This window comes from Bacillus sp. AFS053548, assembly GCF_002575105.1.
Classification (GTDB): domain Bacteria; phylum Bacillota; class Bacilli; order Bacillales; family Bacillaceae_G; genus Gottfriedia.
The window spans coordinates 1-17,390 of sequence record NZ_NUHI01000023.1 but is presented as its reverse complement, the minus strand read 5'-3'; the positions used below and the strand labels follow the sequence as shown (position 1 = coordinate 17,390).

The window sequence follows — 17,390 nt, the reverse complement described above, 5'->3', positions numbered from 1 at the left end:
ATATTATTCGTGGAGGTGATAAATCATGAACAACAACAACAATCAATTCAATGCTGGAAAAACAGCATCTGGAACTAACATTGGAAAAGTTAAACAACAAAACCAAAGTTTTGGGCAAGAGTTTTCAAGTGAAACTGATGCTCAAGCTGTAAGAGGAGCAAACGCACAATCTACTCAAAAAGCTGCTTCTAAAAACTTTGGACAACAAAACCAAAGTTTTGGACAAGAGTTTGCAAGTGAAACTGATGTTCAAGCTGTAAGAGAAGCTAATGCAAAATCTGCACAAAAATCTTCTTCTGGCAACTTTGGACAACAAAACCAACAATAATTAACTAAAGAGAAAATTACTAGAAGTGCGCTGTTGATGAGAGTTAGTGAGTAAAGTAATTTACTTTCTATATTCATCTTCCTGTCTGATGAGAGATCATGCAGTCTAGTTGTTATAAAGAACGTTCAAAAAGAGCACCCTTATATTAAGGGTGCTCTTTTACCTACGTGAAATTTAAGTCCAACATTTTAAATCCACATAGAATTATTAATTTCTTCTCAATAGTCAAATATCGTCAAATGTAGTCAAAGGGATTATGTTAGTTTTCAAGAAATAGTGTAATAATGAAATAAGGATGGTGAATGGTATGCAAGTATTCGATGAATTGGTAAGTCGTCAGCTTGAAACAATGGATCAGTTAATAAAGATTCAAGAAGAAATTGAACGATGTCAAGAAATTGAAAACCAACTATTTGAATTAGAGGATTTGTCAAAATTGTCTTCTATCCAAGATGAAATACATATAATGAGATCTGAATTAAAAGCTATCCAAGACACCTTTTTAATACAAACACAGCAAATTATTAAATCTTTCTCGGATGAGAGGAAAATTGCATTAAAATAAAAAACAATGGGGCATTTTACCAAATTAAACTCCCTTTTGTTTAAAAATGGATAAGAACTAGTTATAATAGAAGTGTAAAGTATAAATAAAGTGTTGAAATGCGTCCACACTAGAAAGAAGGGAGAAATAATGAACGTTCCCAAACCAGGAGAAAAAATACAGATACATAGTTACAAACATAATGGACATATTCATCGTATATGGGAAGAGACAACCATTTTAAAAGGGACGCAGCAGTTAGTAATTGGCGCAAATGATCGCACGCTTGTAACTGAATCGGACGGTAGAACATGGGTTACACGAGAGCCAGCAATTTGTTACTTTGATATGGATTATTGGTTTAATGTCATTGGAATGATTAGAGAAGATGGAGTTTATTATTACTGTAATATTAGCTCACCATTCGTCTTTGAAGATGGTGCCATTAAGTATATTGACTATGATCTAGATATTAAAGTTTTTCCAGACATGACTTACGTGCTGTTAGATGAAGATGAATATGAGAATCATCGACAAATAATGAATTATCCTCCTATTATTGACCCAATCTTAAAAAAGAACTTAGGTTATTTAAAGGAATTAATTCATCAACGAAAAGGGCCGTTTGCTACCGATTTTATTGATAATTGGTATGAACGATTCTTAATGTATCGTGATTAATCGAAACTGTTGAGCGGAATTAGTCTTTTGAGAATCAATCATCTCAAAAAGATTGCTCAACAGTTTCTTTTTGGATGATATGAAAGGATGAAAATATGGGAAGTATTAAACGTTATTTAAAATTTGTTAAACCATATCGATTTCATATTTTTTTAACGATTGCGGTCGGTATCGTTAAATTTGGAATCCCATTGATATTACCGTTTTTATTAAAATATGTAGTTGATAATATCATTAATTCATCAATACCAATTGCAACTAAAAGCTCACATCTTATTTACATCATGCTAATTGCAGTTGGAATTTTTGTTATTGTAAGACCACCTATTGAGTATTTCAGACAGTATTATGCTCAATATATCGGTAGTCGAATTTTATTTGATATTAGAGATCATTTATTTAAACATTTACAAAAACTCAGCTTAAAATATTATGCTAATGCTAAAACAGGTGAAGTCATTTCACGAGTAATAAATGATGTTGAATCTACTAAAGACTTTGTTATTACTGGGTTAATGAATGTTTGGTTAGATTTAATTACAATCTTAATCACAGTTACAATCATGTTAACAATGGATGTAAAGTTAACGCTTGTATCATTAATCGTTTTGCCATTTTATACATTAGCAGTAAAGTACTTTTTCGGTCGACTTCGATTTTTGACTCGTCAAAGATCTCAAGCTTTAGCTGTTTTACAAGGGTTCTTAACAGAAAGAATTCAGGGGATGCAAGTAACACGTAGTTTTGCCTTGGAAGATTATGAAAGCGGACTATTTAAAGAAAAAAATGGTGAGTTTTTAGATCGTGCTCTTAAACATACAGGCTGGAATGCGAGAACGTTTACAATTATTAATACATTAACTGATATTGGACCATTATTAATAATCGGTTTTTCTGCATATCAAGTCATACATGGTCACTTAACTCTTGGTGAGATGGTAGCATTCGTTGGCTATATTGATCGTTTATATGATCCACTTAGAAGATTAGCTAATTCTTCAACAGCATTGACACAATCGTTTGCGTCGATGGATCGTGTCTTTGAATTAATGGATGAAAAGTATGACATCGTTAACCGGGATAATCCAATTTATGCAAAGAAGTTAGATGGTCAAATACACTTTAATCACGTATCTTTTCAATATAATGCTGTTGATGATGAGGTCATTCAAGATGTAACTTTTCAAATTGAACCAGGTCAAAAGATTGCATTGGTTGGATCGAGCGGTGGTGGAAAGTCTTCGTTAGTTAGTTTAATACCACGTTTTTATGACGTAACAAAAGGGTCTATTAAAATTGACGGTGTCGACATAAGGGATTTTGATTTAAAAAGTATGCGTGAAAAAATCGGTATCGTTTTGCAAGACAATTTTCTATTTAGTGATACGGTAAAATCGAACATTCGTTATGGAAATCCGAGTGCTAGTGAAGAAGAAATTATTGCAGCTGCTAAAGCAGCAAATGCACATGATTTTATCATGAGTTTACCAGATGGATATGACACGCTTGTTGGGGAAAGAGGAGTAAAGCTTTCTGGTGGTCAAAAACAACGTGTAGCAATTGCCCGTGTATTTTTAAGAAATCCTACTATTCTAATATTTGATGAAGCTACTTCAGCTCTTGATTTAGAAAATGAAAGGTATATCCAAGACGCGATTCATGAACTAGCAATGAACCGTACAACAATATTTATTGCACATAGATTATCTACTATTACACATGTAGATAAAATCGTTTATATTGATCAAGGTCGTATTGTCGAAATTGGTTCGCATGAGGAATTAATGGCTAAAAAAGAAGCTTACTATCATTTGTTTGAAATTCAAAATTTAGAAACTAGCTCGAGTTCGGTATAGAGGATTAGCACAAAGAAATTCTTTGTGCTTTTTTTATTTGAAGAAGTAAGTGTAAATACGGCTTGTAAGGAGAAGAGTAGCGACAAATTAAATGGGTACTGCAAATAAGTGAAATAAGAATAAGAGTAGTTGCGAATAAATCTGTACTGCAAATAAGCATGAGGAGAACGCAAATAAGTGAATTAAGTGTGCAAATAAACAAGGACAAGTTGCAAATAAACAGCCAACTGCAAATAAAATTCGAAAATCGCAAATAAAATTGGCAGAACCGCAATTAAAATATGAAAACCGCAAATAAAATCAGCAAAACTGCAATTAAAATTCCAAGAATCGCAAATAAGATAAAAAATTACCCATACCGGTTAATGTATTTTAACGGAATGATCGCTCGAAAATAGATACTCTCTGTAGGGAAAATAGCAATATTGCCCTAATTTCTTTCCAATTGATCAAAAATCGGCTAATTATCTATGGCAAGGATTGAAAATTTCAGCATCAAATAAAGAACGCTGTCGAGATACCCTAATTACATATTTCCAAAATAAAAAGCCTCCACAATTCGGAGGCTTTTACATTGTTTCAACCTGTTCAACTTGAACTTGGTATTCTTTGTGATAAGTTTGATGGCTATCAACGAGTGTATTTAAATGTTGAACATTTTCGCTATATTCTAAAATGGCAGATACTACTTGGAATAAATGTAACCATGTTTTTTGTTTTTCTTCGTCATTAAGATCATGGTGGTCCAAGAATGCCTTTGTTAATTTATCTTTTAATATATTTTCTTCTTTATGAAGTGGAGCAGTTTGATCAAAGTTTACTTTTCCGATTAATTTCATTAAAGCATGTTCGTGAAATTGCATTAAGCATGTAAGTTCATTTTTTACTAAATCTTGGAACTCTTTCGGAGATGCGTTAATTTCATATTCTAATCGGTTTAAAGCTTTTAACGTATCAAATGCGTTATCGGCTGTGACAAGCATTTGTCTAAACAATACGATTTTACGAGCTTTTTCATGCTCTTTTTTCTTACGACCAACAAGAATGATTCGGTCTTCTTTGTATAAGCGATATATTTTCGTAACATTTCTCATGATTTCTTTTAATGAATAAATTTCATCTTTTAAACCATTATGGCTAACAGTTTTGTGTAGAGCCATCATCATTAATTTATTTGTTTGTTCAGTAATCGAAATCATGCCACGAGATAATTTTTTTTCATAATTTGGTGGCATTAAGAAAATATTTACAAATGATGCAGCTAAAACACCAATTGTTACTGCCAAAATACGATCGAAAGTAAAAATGGCAAAGTGTTCGGTACTTGTACTTACTTCCATAATAACGACTACAGTAACTAATGTTGTAGCAATTGTATTTTCGAGTTTTAGTTTTAATGTAATGAGAATCACGAGAATACATGTAAATCCTATAATTACTGGATTATTCCCTAGAGTAATCACTGCAATAATTGCCAGTATCGCACCAATCAAGTTAGCTTGAAGTTGTTCAATTAACGATTTATATGATTGGTTTACTGATGATTTTAATGCCGAAATAGCAGAGATACCTGCAATCGAAGCAGTTGATAAATCAAAAAACATCGCGCTATAAATGGCGAGCGTAATAGCTATACCAGTTTTTAGAACACGCGCTCCTAATCTCATTGTATTACTCCTTTTTGTTTGTCTAGCTTAAAGCTTGTAATGAAATATGAACGTTTAACTATATTACTACTAAACTACTATTTATTACATCGAGTGTTTTTCAAAATTGCTTCAATTTAAAGTAACTTTTATTATTTTCTCATGTAACATCCTGTAACTATACAATGAACTACACGCATTATCAATACAATTTTTTAAGAAATTTTGTTAATTATATGAATGAGGAAAAAGATTAAATTATTAGTTAAATTAAAAGATTTCGAACTTAAAAATGAAAGGGCTTTACTCCTAAATAATGAAAAAAGAAGCGAAATATTTCGCTTCTTTTTTATAAAATCATTCAGTTGAAACAGACGGATCCGCTTGTTCTTTTTTAGGTTTAATTTGTAAGAAGTTTAGTTCGACGTCGTCTAATAAACTTTGAACAAATTCAGCTTCGTCATTCTGATTATGCTGAGTTAAAAGTGAGATATATTGTTCTAACAGTTCATTTAGATCGTTTTTACCAGTTTCATCGATAGGTACAATACTTACGCTTGCACCTTTTGCGATTCGATTTTGGTAAGCTTCCTTAGTAAGGCCTAATTCAGATGAGTTTCGAACATAAATTACTCCGCCAGTCATACCAGCACACATCCATGGACCTGGATCTCCTAGAACAACTGCACGACCACCAGTCATATATTCAAAAGCAAAACCGTTTATATTTGCTTTTGCACCAAGGCGAGTTTTCTGTGAAATAGGTTGGCTAGATTGATTACGGCCACCAATTACAACATCTGCTCCTGATAAACGAATGCCTGCTCGCGAGTCAGCGTTACCTTGGATAAAGAATTGTCCTTTTTGTGCTCCATACGCAAAGCATTTTCCGACAGAACCACCAAAGTATTGTTCGTTAGCACCTAAAGCTTTACTAATAAAAATCGTTCCACCAAAAGCAGTTTTTGCTACACCATCTTGAGCTCCGCCTTGAACGAATACAGAATAATCTTCTACTGTATAGGTTCCTAAGCCATTTCCAGGAATGGATTGATCCTCGAAGCTAATCTCGACAGGGGAAGCTCCACCTTGCGTTTGTTTTTTTACTACTAGGTCATGGATTAGTAAACTGCCGGCATGGCGATATTCATTGTCAACCTTTGAATAAACTCCAACGTCATTACTTTGAAGTACTTTAGCAGATTCTCCATTCGAAAGTACATATTCTTTATCCTCAATTTTATTAGTAGATAATAAATTAGTTAAACTTAGCGTATCTAAAAATCTTGTTTGTTTTAAGAATTCAGTTTTACCAACAAGCTCTTGAGCATTTTTTACTCCTAATGAACCAACAATCACTTGCAATTCATCTTTGAATGCAGTGAAGAATTGTACTAAATTTGTTACTGCTGTTTCTAGTTGTCTAGGTGTGAATTTTCGTAAACCGTGACGCATTGCTTCAATTTCTGATTCGATTTGTGTTGCAATACCGACGTGGCATGTATCTAAATGACAACCACGACATGTCGTACAACCGATTGCAATCATTGATAAAGTTCCAAATCCGATTCGGTTTGCACCTAAAATCATCATTTTTACTACATCATTTACGCTTTTCATTCCGCCATCAGCCCAAATCTCGACAGAATTACGTAAACCAGATTCTAGTAGTGCATTGTGGGCTGCACGAACACCAATTTCAACTGGTAAACCTACATTTTGAATTGCATGAACACGGGCAGCACCAGTACCTCCATCAAAACCGCTAATATTGATAAAGTTTGCACCCGCTTTTGCAATACCAACAGCAATTGTGCCGATATTAGGAACAACAGGGACTTTTACAGCAACTTTTGCTTTTGGATTAACAGCTTTAATTTCACTAATCATTTGGGCTAAATCTTCAATTGAATAAATATCGTGATTATTTGAAGGTGAAATTAAATCAGAACCAAGTGTTGCATTTCTCGTTTCCGCAATTTTTTGTGTAACCTTTGAAGCAGGTAAATGACCACCTTCACCAGGTTTTGCACCTTGACCGATTTTAATTTCAATTAAGTTAGATGAGTGAAGTAAATTAGCATTAACTCCGAATCGACCTGAAGCAATCTGCTGTCCACGAGTGTTTGGATATTTTCCAATCATATCTTGGATTTCTCCACCCTCACCATTTAAGCTAATCATATTCAGTCGATTTGCACCTTCAGCATATGCCCTAAAAGCAACTTCATTTTGAGATCCGAATGACATTGAACTGATAATAAATGGTAGTGAGTGACTACCTATTTCTAATGAAACCTGACTTGAATCAACTGGTTTACTACTTTCCACTAAAGAAAGCGCATGACGTACTGTAGTTGGTCGTTCTTCTTCAATTTGATTTAATTTTTGACGGTATGTTTCATAACTACCTGTTTGTGCCGTTTCTCCAATAGCTTTCCAAATTCGAGGGAATACGTGGAAAGATTTTGGCATAGCTGCGTTATTTGCGTTGTAATCTTCAGATCGTTTTTTCGAATCAGCCTCTAATAATTTGAATCCAGAAACGGTTTGATCACCGAAGAAATTTATAACGCCTAAAGACGAAGCGATATCTTCTTGTAAACCAATACTACTGAACATTTTTGCATAGCCTCGTAGCTCATGCATACCTATTGTTGAAATAACTTTTTCGATACCTTTATTTAAAACATCATAAAGTTTTACTATTTTTTCAGGAGCTTCCAATTCTGAAATTGTTCCAAAAAGGAAATGAGGATTAATTGCATCCGCTCCTAAACCTTTCATTACCATTAAATCGTGAAGATTACGAACTGCAGCTGTCTTTAAGACAATCGAACAGTTTCTTCTTAACTTAGCATTCACAAGTCCATTATGGATTATTGCTGTAATGAGAGCCGGGTCAATCCAGTATTGATTATTTTTATGAGCTTCATCATCGGTAATAACAATACATTCTGCACCATTTTTTACAGCTTCTACTGCTTCGTATTTATATTGGGACAACGTTTCTTCTAAAGGTAAATTAGAAAATGTACTTTGAATTGTATGAAGTTTATTTTCTAATTGATATAGATTTAGAATTTCTTCATACGAAATTTGTTGACGACTAGCTTTTAACGTATTTCCTACAAAACCATCACCTAATATCGGAGAAGGGAGTTGTAGAACAATGCCTGAATCTTTCTTTGTAATGGATGGCCTTTTTCCTAATATGACAGAAATAGAGAAATGCTCTGTTTCACGATCACGATCGATCGCAGGGTTCGTTACTACTGCAACTGTTTCTTTCATAAAGTCAGAAAGATTTTTTCTAGCTTCATCTAAACATGCTAGTGGTGCGTCATGCCCTAATGAACGAATAGGTTCTGCACCTTTTTCTGCCATTTGTTCAACTAATTGGATTTGTTCCTTTTGCCATCCAAAAGCTCCATATTCAAACGGATGAATTGAAGGAGGTGAGTGTTCAACGTAATCAGCTGAACTTGCTTCTTTATTTGCTAGATTCATTGTTAATTTTTCGTTTAATTTCGTTGTAACGAAATGCGTTAATTCACGGTGTGTTAATAGTTGAGCACGGTCTTTTAATAAATTAATACCGACTTTTTCTCCAGGCGAAAGAGCATGTGGCTCAGATATAAATAATTCTGGAGAAAGGATGCCTTGCTCGGATGAAAATACATAATAATCAGTTGTTTCAAGTAACCAAACAGGACGTAAACCTAAAGCGTCCACACTAGCAACAAATTCATTTCCTTCTCTTGTAAGTACACCTGCGGGACCTTGACAATATGGACCGAATGTACTCCGAATCGTATTGTAAATGGAGTTTACTTCTGGATCTGCTTCATATTCTGCAGGTACAGGTGGGAATAACAGTTCCATTGCTTCTTTCAAAGAGTAGTTATATTTATAAATAAGTGTCTCAAGTGTTATATTTACATCTTGTGAATCACTATTTCCATGCTTAATATTTGCGCCAATTTGTTTTGCTTCAATTCTTAATTGTTCGATTGTATTAATTTCGCCATTATGTGCCAGCATGCTAAATGGTTGAACTCTTGAAAACGAAGAAGATGTGTTTGTTGAGTAGCGATTATGACCTACAACAACAGATGATTGAAAATTAGGCTGCTGTAAATCTGAATAGTATGACAATAAAGTATCGATTGTTCCCATTACTTTATAAACACAAGTTGATTGACTAAGAGAGACAACAGTTACGTTTGTTTTTTTGCTAATAATATTTGTTAAATCAAACAGAGTGGTACTTTGGTGATTTTTAATTGGGAGTAAAGCTACTTGTAAGAACTCAGGTTCTACTGCTTGAGCGATCGGACCAAGTGCTGAAGTAAAGGTTTGATTACAACTATGATATAAAGTTTCATAACCATTTTCTTCAAAAATTTGGAGCAATGTTTGTATTTCTGATTTTTCATCTAAGAAGAAATGTCCCACTATAAATGAAGGGTGTGAAACAACTTCTGGACTAATTCCTACAGATGTAAGTTTTTCTTGCCAAAGCAGAGTAGGGATGTCAGTCTGAATTCCTACACCATCACCTTCACCGTTCGTAAATCCCGCTCGATGATTCATCTTTCGTAAACTTTCGGCAGCAATATCGATCGTATCTCTTGTTTGAGTTATCGAACGATTGATAAAGGCAACGATCCCACATGCATCATGTTCGTTATTATAATAATCTCTAAATAAACCTGGTGACCATTCTGTTTTCGTTTGAAATTTCATTTAACTACCTCCTATTTTATGGTAAAAAAATTGATTATTCAGAATTAACTATGTATGAATAGAGGTCACTTCAAGTTGTAGTGACCTCAGATATATCATAGTTTAATCGTAGATAATTTTAGGAACGCGTTCCCAACAGCGTTAATAGTTTGATGAACATCTTGTTCAGTATGAGCTGTAGTTAAGAACCAAGCTTCATATTTTGATGGTGCTAGATTAATACCTTCTTCTAATAGAAGTTTAAAAAATCTACCGAAAACTTCTCCATCGGATTCTTTTGCTTCTTCATAATTCGTTACTTCGTCAACGTTGAAATAAACTGTTAAAGCACCTTTTAAGCGATTGATTTTTATATGGATGTTGTGCTCATCTGCTTTTTCTTGAATACCATTTTCAAGAATAGCACCTAGACGATCTAATTCTTCATAGACACCTTCTTGTTGTAATACTTCAAGACATGCAATACCAGCTGCAACTGATGCTGGATTACCTGCCATCGTACCAGCTTGATATGCAGGACCAAGTGGGGCAACTGTTTCCATAATTTCTTTTTTACCACCATAAGCTCCGATCGGTAATCCACCGCCTATAATCTTACCAAGAGCTGTTAAGTCTGGTTCAATTCCTAATAAGTTTTGTGCTCCTCCATACATAAATCTGAAGGCAGTAATTACTTCATCATAAATGACTAATGCACCATGATTGTGCGTAATTTCATTTACAGCTTCTAGGAATCCTTCTTGCGGTTCAACGATTCCGAAGTTACCGACGATTGGTTCAACAAGTACACCAGCTACTTCATGACCCCATTTTTCCATTGTTTCTGCATATGCCTCAATGTCATTAAATGGAACTGTAATCACTTCATTAGCTATACTTTGTGGTACACCAGCGGAATCAGGAGTACCAAGAGTAGATGGGCCAGAACCTGCAGCAACAAGTACTAAATCTGAATGACCATGATAGCACCCAGCAAATTTAACGATTTTAGTACGACCAGTGTATGCTCTCGCTACACGAATAGTTGTCATTACGGACTCAGTACCTGAATTTGTAAATCTGACTTTATCCATACTAGGAATCGCTTCTTTTAGCATTTTGGCAAATTGTACTTCAAGTTCATGAGGAGTACCGTATAGGACACCATTTTCTGCTGCTTTTGTGATTGCAGCTGTAATATGTGGGTGAGCGTGGCCAGTGATTATAGGACCGTATGCTGCTAAATAATCTATATATTGATTGCCATCAACATCCCAAAAATATGCGCCTTTTGCACGCTTCATTGTGACAGGAGCTCCGCCACCAACTGCTTTAAACGATCTTGAAGGACTGTTTACACCTCCAACGATGTGTTCTAAAGCTTCATTATGTATTTCAATTGACTTTTGATTATTCATGGAGTACCTCCCATTATTGATAAAAAAATGAAAGAATTTAACCGGCATCTTTACATTATTTATGTGGTTAAATTACATTCTAGCACGAAATTTTAGCGTGTGGTAAATGTAAGCCTTTACAAGTTGAAAAGAAATTTGAACATTTTGTAGAATCTATATTTTTCACAAAAATAGTCCGAAAAAAATTGGAAACTACTTTTTAGTACTTTTTTATTGTACTTAGTTCGTATTTCAAATACACTAAGCGACGGAATAAAAAATGGAGGCAATCTTATGGAAAACATAATTGAAGTTCAAAGCTTACACAAAGAATTTAAAACTTTCTTGAGTCGCTCTGGTGTAAAAGGTGCATTTAGAGATTTGTTTACAAGAAACTATAGAACAAAAAAAGCCGTTAATAATATAAGCTTTTCTGTAAAAAAAGGTGAAATGATGGCTTATATCGGGGAGAATGGTGCAGGCAAGTCGACTACAATTAAAATGTTGACGGGAATACTAACGCCTACTTCTGGAGATGTGACAGTTAATGGTTACCACCCTCAAAAGGATCGAGAGCGTTTTGTAAAATCAATAGGTGTCGTATTTGGGCAAAGATCTCAATTATGGTGGGATATTGCAGTACAAGAATCATTTCGATTACTAAAAAAGGTTTATCAAATACCAGATAAGCAATATGAAGAACATATGGGTTATATCATAAAGACTTTGGATATTGAGCCTTTATTAGATCAACCTGTAAGAAAGTTATCTTTAGGTCAAAGAATGAGATGTGAATTAGCAGCTGCGTTAATTCATAATCCACCTTTATTATTTTTAGATGAGCCAACAATTGGATTAGATGTATTAGTAAAATTAAAAATTCGCGAGTTTTTAAAAGAATTAAACCAAAAATATGGCACAACAATTCTTTTAACAACCCATGATATTTCTGATATAGAGGCATTATGTGATCGTGTAGTTATGTTAGATGAAGGAAAAATCATTTATGATGGAAAACTTGAACAGTTAAAAGGGCAATGGGGCGAAGAGAAAGAAATTCAATTCCAGTTTATTAAGCCAGTAAATCATACTACATTAAATGAATTAATCGGACGAACTGATGTAAAATGGAAAGAAGAAGAAGGCGAAAATATTTGGAGTGTTACATTACCGAATGATGAAACACTTATCTCTATGATTATTGCAAAAGTAGTTCAATCAAATCCCGTAAAAGATATGAAGATGTTAGAAATTTCTACAGAAGAAATTATACGAAATATCTACCAAGAAGGTATTAGTAATGAGTAAGTATATTGAAATCATTCGAATCCGTTTTTTAATGATGTTAGCATATCGTACAAATTATTACACCGGGATTGTTATTTATACAATTAATATAGGTGCTTATTTCTTTTTATGGAAAGCGATCTATGGTCACCAAGGATCAATTCAAGGTGTTTCAGTAAACCAGATGACTACTTATGTAGCAATTGCTTGGATGGCAAGGGCGTTTTATTTTAATAATCTTGACCGTGAAATTGCTGAAGAAATTGTAGAAGGTAAAGTAGCAATAGAACTTATTAGACCTTATAACTATTTACTTACTAAAGTGATGCAGGGGTTAGGTGAGGGGATTTTCAGATTCTTTTTCTTTTCAATTCCAGGCTTTATTATAGTTGCTTTAATTTTTCGTTTAGATGTTTCATTTAATTTAAAAACTTTAGGTTTATTTTTAATTGCTTCGATTTTCAGTTTTGCAATTAATACACAATTGAATTTATTAACAGGTTTAATGGCATTCTTCCTTCAAAATAATATGGGATTTATTCAAGCTAAACGTGTCATCATTGATTTATTTTCAGGCTTAACGATTCCGATCACATTCTTTCCGGTTTGGGCACAAGATGTAATGAAGTACTTACCATTTCAAGGGATCAGCTATATTCCTAGTATGATTTTTGCTCAAGGCATAAAAGGTGAATTGATTTTAAGAGGCCTTTTATTTCAAGTAATTTGGATCATTATTTTATGCATCCCTATTACTCTTATATGGTATAAAGCTAAAAAGCATCTTGTTATACAAGGAGGTTAAAGAATGTTTTATTTAAATATATTTCTTCAATATTCAGGTCAATATTTAAAAACGAAATTACAATATAGAGCAAACTTCTTTTTATCATTTTTATCAGATTTGATGGCTCAGGCTGTAAATTTAATTTTTATATTATTAGTTTTCAATCATACTTCACTTATTGAAGGATGGAACCGAGACGAAATTGTATTCATATATGGTTTCTTTTTAGTTCCGTTTGCTCTTTTTGGTTCTTTTTTTAATATATGGGATTTTAATGATCGTTACATTGTAAAGGGAGAGTTTGATCGTATTTTAACCCGACCAATTCATAGTCTTTTTCAAGTAGTTTTAGAGAAAATGGAGTTAGAATCGTTACTAGGTGCTATTACTGGATTGATTATTATGATCTATGCAGGTTTTAAATTAGGACTTTCAATCACTTGGTATGATCCATTTTTATTTCTATTAATGGCTTTTGGTGGAATGTTTGTTTATGCTGGAATCTTTATCGCATTAGCAAGTATCGGTTTTTGGTCAGATGCAAGAACTTCTATTATGCCGCTAATGTATAATATAGGAAACTATGGTCGTTATCCGATTAATATTTATCATCCAATCATTCGCTTTGTATTAACATGGATTTTACCATTTGCATTTGTTGGTGTTTATCCGGCTGCTTATTTTCTACGTAGAAGCGAATGGTATGTCTATTCATTCTTAACGCCTGTTATGGGATTAGTTGTTTTTGTTATATCTGTTCTAATTTGGAATCAAGGTGTAAAAAAATATAAAGGTGCGGGTAACTAAGCAGTATTCTATTTCAATAGCTTGTTTCATAAATTGAAATGAGGTGATTGGAATGGGAACTGCTTTTTTCTTTTTTATTTCTATATTTGCGATTTTGTATAGTCTAGTGTATTTATGGAATACTTCAACTACAAAAGTTAATAAAAGTCTTATTTCAATTAATAATTACATTCTTTTATTTTTAATATATGGAACGGTACTTATAGGCTTTAGCGCAGTGTATTTTATACTAGAGCGAGGGCCACATCCAATTTTAATTGAGCATTCTATTCCTATTGAAGGGACTAATTACAATATAATGGGGTTATGCTTATATTTTAGCGCAATCACCCTTTTGTCTGTAGGCTATGGGGATATTGTACCAGTGGGGATCGGAAGATGGGTTGCTATGGTTGAAGCGCTCATCGGTTATACGATGCCAGCGGCTTTTGTTTTACAAGTATTTAAAGAAGAACGTTAATATTTATGATTAAGGAGATTATTATGACTGTTGAAATTGGAATCAAAGCACCGGAATTTACTTTACCAGCAAGTAATGGAGAAGATGTAACTTTATCAGACTTTAGAGGTAAAAAAGTAGTTCTATATTTTTACCCAAAGGATATGACACCAGGTTGTACTACGGAAGCTTGTGACTTTAGAGATTCATATGAAAGGTTTATGAATAGTGGAACTGTCATTTTAGGAATAAGTCCTGATCCTATAAAAAGACATGAAAAATTTATAGAAAAACATCAGCTACCATTTTTATTACTTTCAGACGAAAATACTGAAGTTGCAAAGTTATATGATGTATGGAAATTAAAGAATAATTTTGGTAAGGAATATATGGGGATAGAACGTACAACATTTTTAATTGATGAAGAAGGTTGTATCGAAAATGTATGGCAAAAGGTTAGAGTAAAGAATCACGTTGAAGATGTTTATAGTGTAATTAGTCGATCTTAAAATTGTACAAACTATTTGGATCAATTAACTTGATTTATGTTAAGTTTTTTTGAGAAAGAATCGTTTTATCTAAAATAATCGAGCTTTTCGTCTATACCTATATTGCTTTAGAGAATATATTGAAGTATAGGGCATACCTCCTCAGATGATAGCATATTGAAGTGCGAGAGAATTCTCGCACATTTTTTTTGTTTTGGTATATGGAATACAAGCAGTGACTAATTTTTTTAAGAAATTCTTAAAAAGTTGACAAATATTCTTGCAGTTGAATAAACTAATAATAAGTAATTAATTTTGGAACTATTTATAGAAACGGGGAGAGCGGCGTTGCATAAGGAAAATATTCAAGATGCAATTTTACATTTAAAGAATAGCGGCGTACGTATTACACCTCAGAGGCATGCAATTATAGAATATTTAATAGGAAGTGGAACACATCCAACTGCTGATGAAATCTATAAAGCACTTGAGGGAAAATTTCCAAATATGAGTGTGGCAACAGTTTACAATAATCTCAGAGTATTACGTGAAGTAGGAATGGTTAAAGAATTAAACTTTGGTGATTCTTCTAGTCGTTTTGATTATATAACAACTGATCATTATCATATTATTTGTGAAAAATGTGGTGAAATGAATGACTTTCATTACGACGGATTAGAAGGAATCAATCTTTATGTTGAAAAGGAAACGGGATTTGAAGTAACCAATCATAGAATGGAAGTATACGGTATTTGTCCTAAATGTAAAGAAAAAACATTATCATAATAAAGCACATTACATAATTGTAATGTGCTTTATTTATTATGCTATTGTTTAGCATCTCGTTTGCTATTATATTTTTCATTAAATTCTTTTCCTTCTAATGAAGGATCTAATGTAAGTGGCTCATTACAATACATACAGATGTCAACTTTACCAAGCATTTTAGTCGTTTTGTTACAATTCGGACAGATGACTTGAATTGTTTTTGTAGACAGCATTCCGATCCAAAAATAAACAACTGTACTACCAATAATCGCTAAAAATCCTACAAGCATAAATATCGTCATGACAATCTTATGCTCTCTGAAAAATACACCACCATACATAATGATGAAGCCAATAAATAATAATGAAAGTGCAAACGTTCTTATATTATTAATTTTACTACTTTTCTTTTTTGCCACTTTGTCCACCCCATTCATTGTAAATATAGCATAAATGAGATAGGAAATGTTAGTGCTAACATGGAAAACAATTCGAACTTATTTAATGCTATTGATGAATACTGAACTTAAGTTAAATACAGGACATTCACACATTAATTAATTGATAGTATGATCAGATGGTACTGGGTTTATCTTCAGCTTTTTGTTAAAAAAATGAATTGGGAGATATAAAATCAAAAAATAGGGGATAAGAATTAAGCCTAATACAATTAAGTAATATGGCCATGGCCCAAAAAAGTCTAGCAAGTTTGCCCCAGCGGGTTTAGCCCTTAAAAATAAGTAGTTTCCTTTTATGACATAATCCAGTAAATAAATAGGTATAGCCAATAAAATTATATAGTGGAAGGACTTTAGTATTGAACGGAGAGTTGGAGTATATCCAAAGATAAATGTCATATAACAAATAGAAATAATGATTCCTCCGTGAGTAGTGAAAAATTGTATATATTTAAAATGAGGAAAGCTATATTTAATATCTGGAGTAAGTACAGCTTGGATAGCCCCAGCTAATCCCCAAAAATAGATGATCTCATAAACTTTATAATTTTTTGTAATGAGTGTATAACAGCATAGATACATACTTATTCCGCATAGTTGGAGAGGTAATGAATCGCCCCAATCCCACTGGTTCGTTTTAATAAGCCATCCATATAGTAGAAATTCAACTGTAAGCATAGAGACGATTAATAGAGTGCGGATGAATAAATCTACTTTTTTCTTATTGTTTATTAAATTTCTGAAGTAAAACAAACAGATAAGAAGGAGGAGAATGATTAATAATGTAATAATATGTTGCTTTGAAAACAATACGAAACCATTCATTAATTACACCTCTCTCAAATCGGATAGATGATATTGAACAATTCGCTACTGTTAGGATCCTTTTATTGTACTTTTTTAAGTTTATTCAGCTTGTTTGTATTAAAGTATTATGACTTAATTTTTATATGTCCAAATACATGTGTGTTCTTTTTAGAAAAGTGTTTTCATCTTTTTTGCAAAAAACTTTTAAAAAGTGTTGACGCTGTGATTTATCGATGTTATATTATTCTATGTCGCCAAGAGATAACGGCGTCGAAAGAAAAAAGATTTCAAAAAATGTTGACAGGCTCTTATGAGAATGTTAATATGAATAAGTTGCTAATGACGCGACGAAGTGAACTTTGAAAACTA

The 17,390-nt window shown here is 33.1% G+C and carries 14 protein-coding genes and 2 pseudogenes; 11 read left to right on the top strand and 5 right to left on the bottom strand.

Going from position 1 to position 17,390, the window contains the following annotated elements; genetic code table 11:
- Window positions 1–25 precede the first annotated feature (25 nt).
- The 4 genes from CN946_RS11640 to CN946_RS11625 all read left to right on the top strand — a co-directional run bounded on the left by CN946_RS11640 (window position 26) and on the right by CN946_RS11625 (window position 3,409).
- Window positions 26–328 (top strand): gamma-type small acid-soluble spore protein, encoded by a 303-nt coding sequence (locus tag CN946_RS11640; protein ID WP_098861264.1) that lies wholly within the window; start codon window positions 26–28, stop codon window positions 326–328.
- 307 nt (window positions 329–635) lie between these two features.
- Window positions 636–893: a YgaB family protein gene (locus CN946_RS11635; protein ID WP_025671838.1), complete on the top strand. Its 258-nt coding sequence runs from the start codon at window positions 636–638 to the stop codon at window positions 891–893.
- A gap of 129 nt (window positions 894–1,022) precedes the next feature.
- Window positions 1,023–1,553: a nucleoside tri-diphosphate phosphatase gene (gene ntdP / locus CN946_RS11630; protein WP_088014823.1), complete on the top strand. Its 531-nt coding sequence runs from the start codon at window positions 1,023–1,025 to the stop codon at window positions 1,551–1,553.
- Window positions 1,554–1,648: 95 nt separating this feature from the next.
- A complete protein-coding gene (locus CN946_RS11625; RefSeq protein ID WP_098861263.1) occupies window positions 1,649–3,409 on the top strand; it encodes an ABC transporter ATP-binding protein in 1,761 nt (586 codons plus the stop codon).
- 569 nt (window positions 3,410–3,978) lie between these two features.
- Here the strand turns inward: CN946_RS11625 and CN946_RS11620 are convergent.
- The 3 genes from CN946_RS11620 to CN946_RS11610 all read right to left on the bottom strand — a co-directional run bounded on the left by CN946_RS11620 (window position 3,979) and on the right by CN946_RS11610 (window position 11,201).
- Complete coding sequence (locus CN946_RS11620) at window positions 3,979–5,076, bottom strand: FUSC family protein (protein ID WP_098861262.1); 1,098 nt, start codon at window positions 5,074–5,076, stop codon at window positions 3,979–3,981.
- Window positions 5,077–5,412: 336 nt separating this feature from the next.
- A complete protein-coding gene (locus tag CN946_RS11615) occupies window positions 5,413–9,804 on the bottom strand; it encodes a glutamate synthase-related protein (protein WP_098861261.1) in 4,392 nt (1,463 codons plus the stop codon).
- A 95-nt stretch (window positions 9,805–9,899) separates the two neighbouring features.
- Window positions 9,900–11,201: a glutamate-1-semialdehyde 2,1-aminomutase gene (locus CN946_RS11610; protein ID WP_098861260.1), complete on the bottom strand. Its 1,302-nt coding sequence runs from the start codon at window positions 11,199–11,201 to the stop codon at window positions 9,900–9,902.
- A 273-nt stretch (window positions 11,202–11,474) separates the two neighbouring features.
- Here CN946_RS11610 and CN946_RS11605 point away from each other — a divergent pair.
- The 7 genes and pseudogenes from CN946_RS11605 to CN946_RS11580 form a co-directional block, all read left to right on the top strand.
- A pseudogene (locus tag CN946_RS11605) lies at window positions 11,475–12,264 on the top strand (ABC transporter ATP-binding protein); the annotation flags it as partial.
- A gap of 86 nt (window positions 12,265–12,350) precedes the next feature.
- Window positions 12,351–12,488: pseudogene (locus CN946_RS24100) on the top strand (daunorubicin ABC transporter ATP-binding protein); the annotation flags it as partial.
- On the top strand, window positions 12,481–13,272 hold the full coding sequence (locus CN946_RS11600; RefSeq protein ID WP_056468360.1) for an ABC transporter permease: 792 nt from the start codon (window positions 12,481–12,483) through the stop codon (window positions 13,270–13,272). The pseudogene CN946_RS24100 and the gene CN946_RS11600, both read left to right, overlap by 8 nt.
- Before the next feature lie 3 nt (window positions 13,273–13,275).
- On the top strand, window positions 13,276–14,061 hold the full coding sequence (locus CN946_RS11595; protein WP_069035236.1) for an ABC transporter permease: 786 nt from the start codon (window positions 13,276–13,278) through the stop codon (window positions 14,059–14,061).
- Window positions 14,062–14,113: 52 nt separating this feature from the next.
- A complete protein-coding gene (locus CN946_RS11590; protein ID WP_056468366.1) occupies window positions 14,114–14,521 on the top strand; it encodes a potassium channel family protein in 408 nt (135 codons plus the stop codon).
- Between the two features lie 23 nt (window positions 14,522–14,544).
- Window positions 14,545–15,009, top strand: coding sequence for a thioredoxin-dependent thiol peroxidase (bcp, locus tag CN946_RS11585; protein WP_098861258.1), 465 nt, complete (start codon window positions 14,545–14,547; stop codon window positions 15,007–15,009).
- Window positions 15,010–15,336: 327 nt separating this feature from the next.
- Window positions 15,337–15,774, top strand: a complete 438-nt coding sequence (locus CN946_RS11580; protein ID WP_025672070.1) for a Fur family transcriptional regulator — start codon at window positions 15,337–15,339, stop codon at window positions 15,772–15,774.
- A gap of 41 nt (window positions 15,775–15,815) precedes the next feature.
- On the opposite strand, the gene CN946_RS11575 is transcribed toward CN946_RS11580, so the two are convergent.
- Both CN946_RS11575 and CN946_RS11570 read right to left on the bottom strand, forming a co-directional pair.
- Entirely contained in the window at window positions 15,816–16,175 is a 360-nt protein-coding gene (locus CN946_RS11575) for a YgzB family protein (protein WP_091023209.1), read from the bottom strand.
- 138 nt (window positions 16,176–16,313) lie between these two features.
- Window positions 16,314–17,039 (bottom strand): YwaF family protein, encoded by a 726-nt coding sequence (locus CN946_RS11570; RefSeq protein ID WP_098861257.1) that lies wholly within the window; start codon window positions 17,037–17,039, stop codon window positions 16,314–16,316.
- Window positions 17,040–17,390 lie beyond the last annotated feature (351 nt).

Excerpts from the sequence above, each read along its gene's own strand:
- CN946_RS11640 (WP_098861264.1), top strand. The coding sequence starts at position 26 with ATGAACAACAACAACAATCAATTCAATGCTGGAAAAACAGCATCTGGA.
- CN946_RS11625 (WP_098861263.1), top strand. The coding sequence starts at position 1,649 with ATGGGAAGTATTAAACGTTATTTAAAATTTGTTAAACCATATCGATTT.
- CN946_RS11590 (WP_056468366.1), top strand. The coding sequence starts at position 14,114 with ATGGGAACTGCTTTTTTCTTTTTTATTTCTATATTTGCGATTTTGTAT.
- CN946_RS11595 (WP_069035236.1), top strand. The coding sequence starts at position 13,276 with ATGTTTTATTTAAATATATTTCTTCAATATTCAGGTCAATATTTAAAA.
- ntdP (WP_088014823.1), top strand. The coding sequence starts at position 1,023 with ATGAACGTTCCCAAACCAGGAGAAAAAATACAGATACATAGTTACAAA.
- CN946_RS11600 (WP_056468360.1), top strand. The coding sequence starts at position 12,481 with ATGAGTAAGTATATTGAAATCATTCGAATCCGTTTTTTAATGATGTTA.
- CN946_RS11620 (WP_098861262.1), bottom strand. The coding sequence starts at position 5,076 with ATGAGATTAGGAGCGCGTGTTCTAAAAACTGGTATAGCTATTACGCTC.
- CN946_RS11610 (WP_098861260.1), bottom strand. The coding sequence starts at position 11,201 with ATGAATAATCAAAAGTCAATTGAAATACATAATGAAGCTTTAGAACAC.
- CN946_RS11635 (WP_025671838.1), top strand. The coding sequence starts at position 636 with ATGCAAGTATTCGATGAATTGGTAAGTCGTCAGCTTGAAACAATGGAT.
- CN946_RS11615 (WP_098861261.1), bottom strand. The coding sequence starts at position 9,804 with ATGAAATTTCAAACGAAAACAGAATGGTCACCAGGTTTATTTAGAGAT.
- CN946_RS11570 (WP_098861257.1), bottom strand. The coding sequence starts at position 17,039 with ATGAATGGTTTCGTATTGTTTTCAAAGCAACATATTATTACATTATTA.
- bcp (WP_098861258.1), top strand. The coding sequence starts at position 14,545 with ATGACTGTTGAAATTGGAATCAAAGCACCGGAATTTACTTTACCAGCA.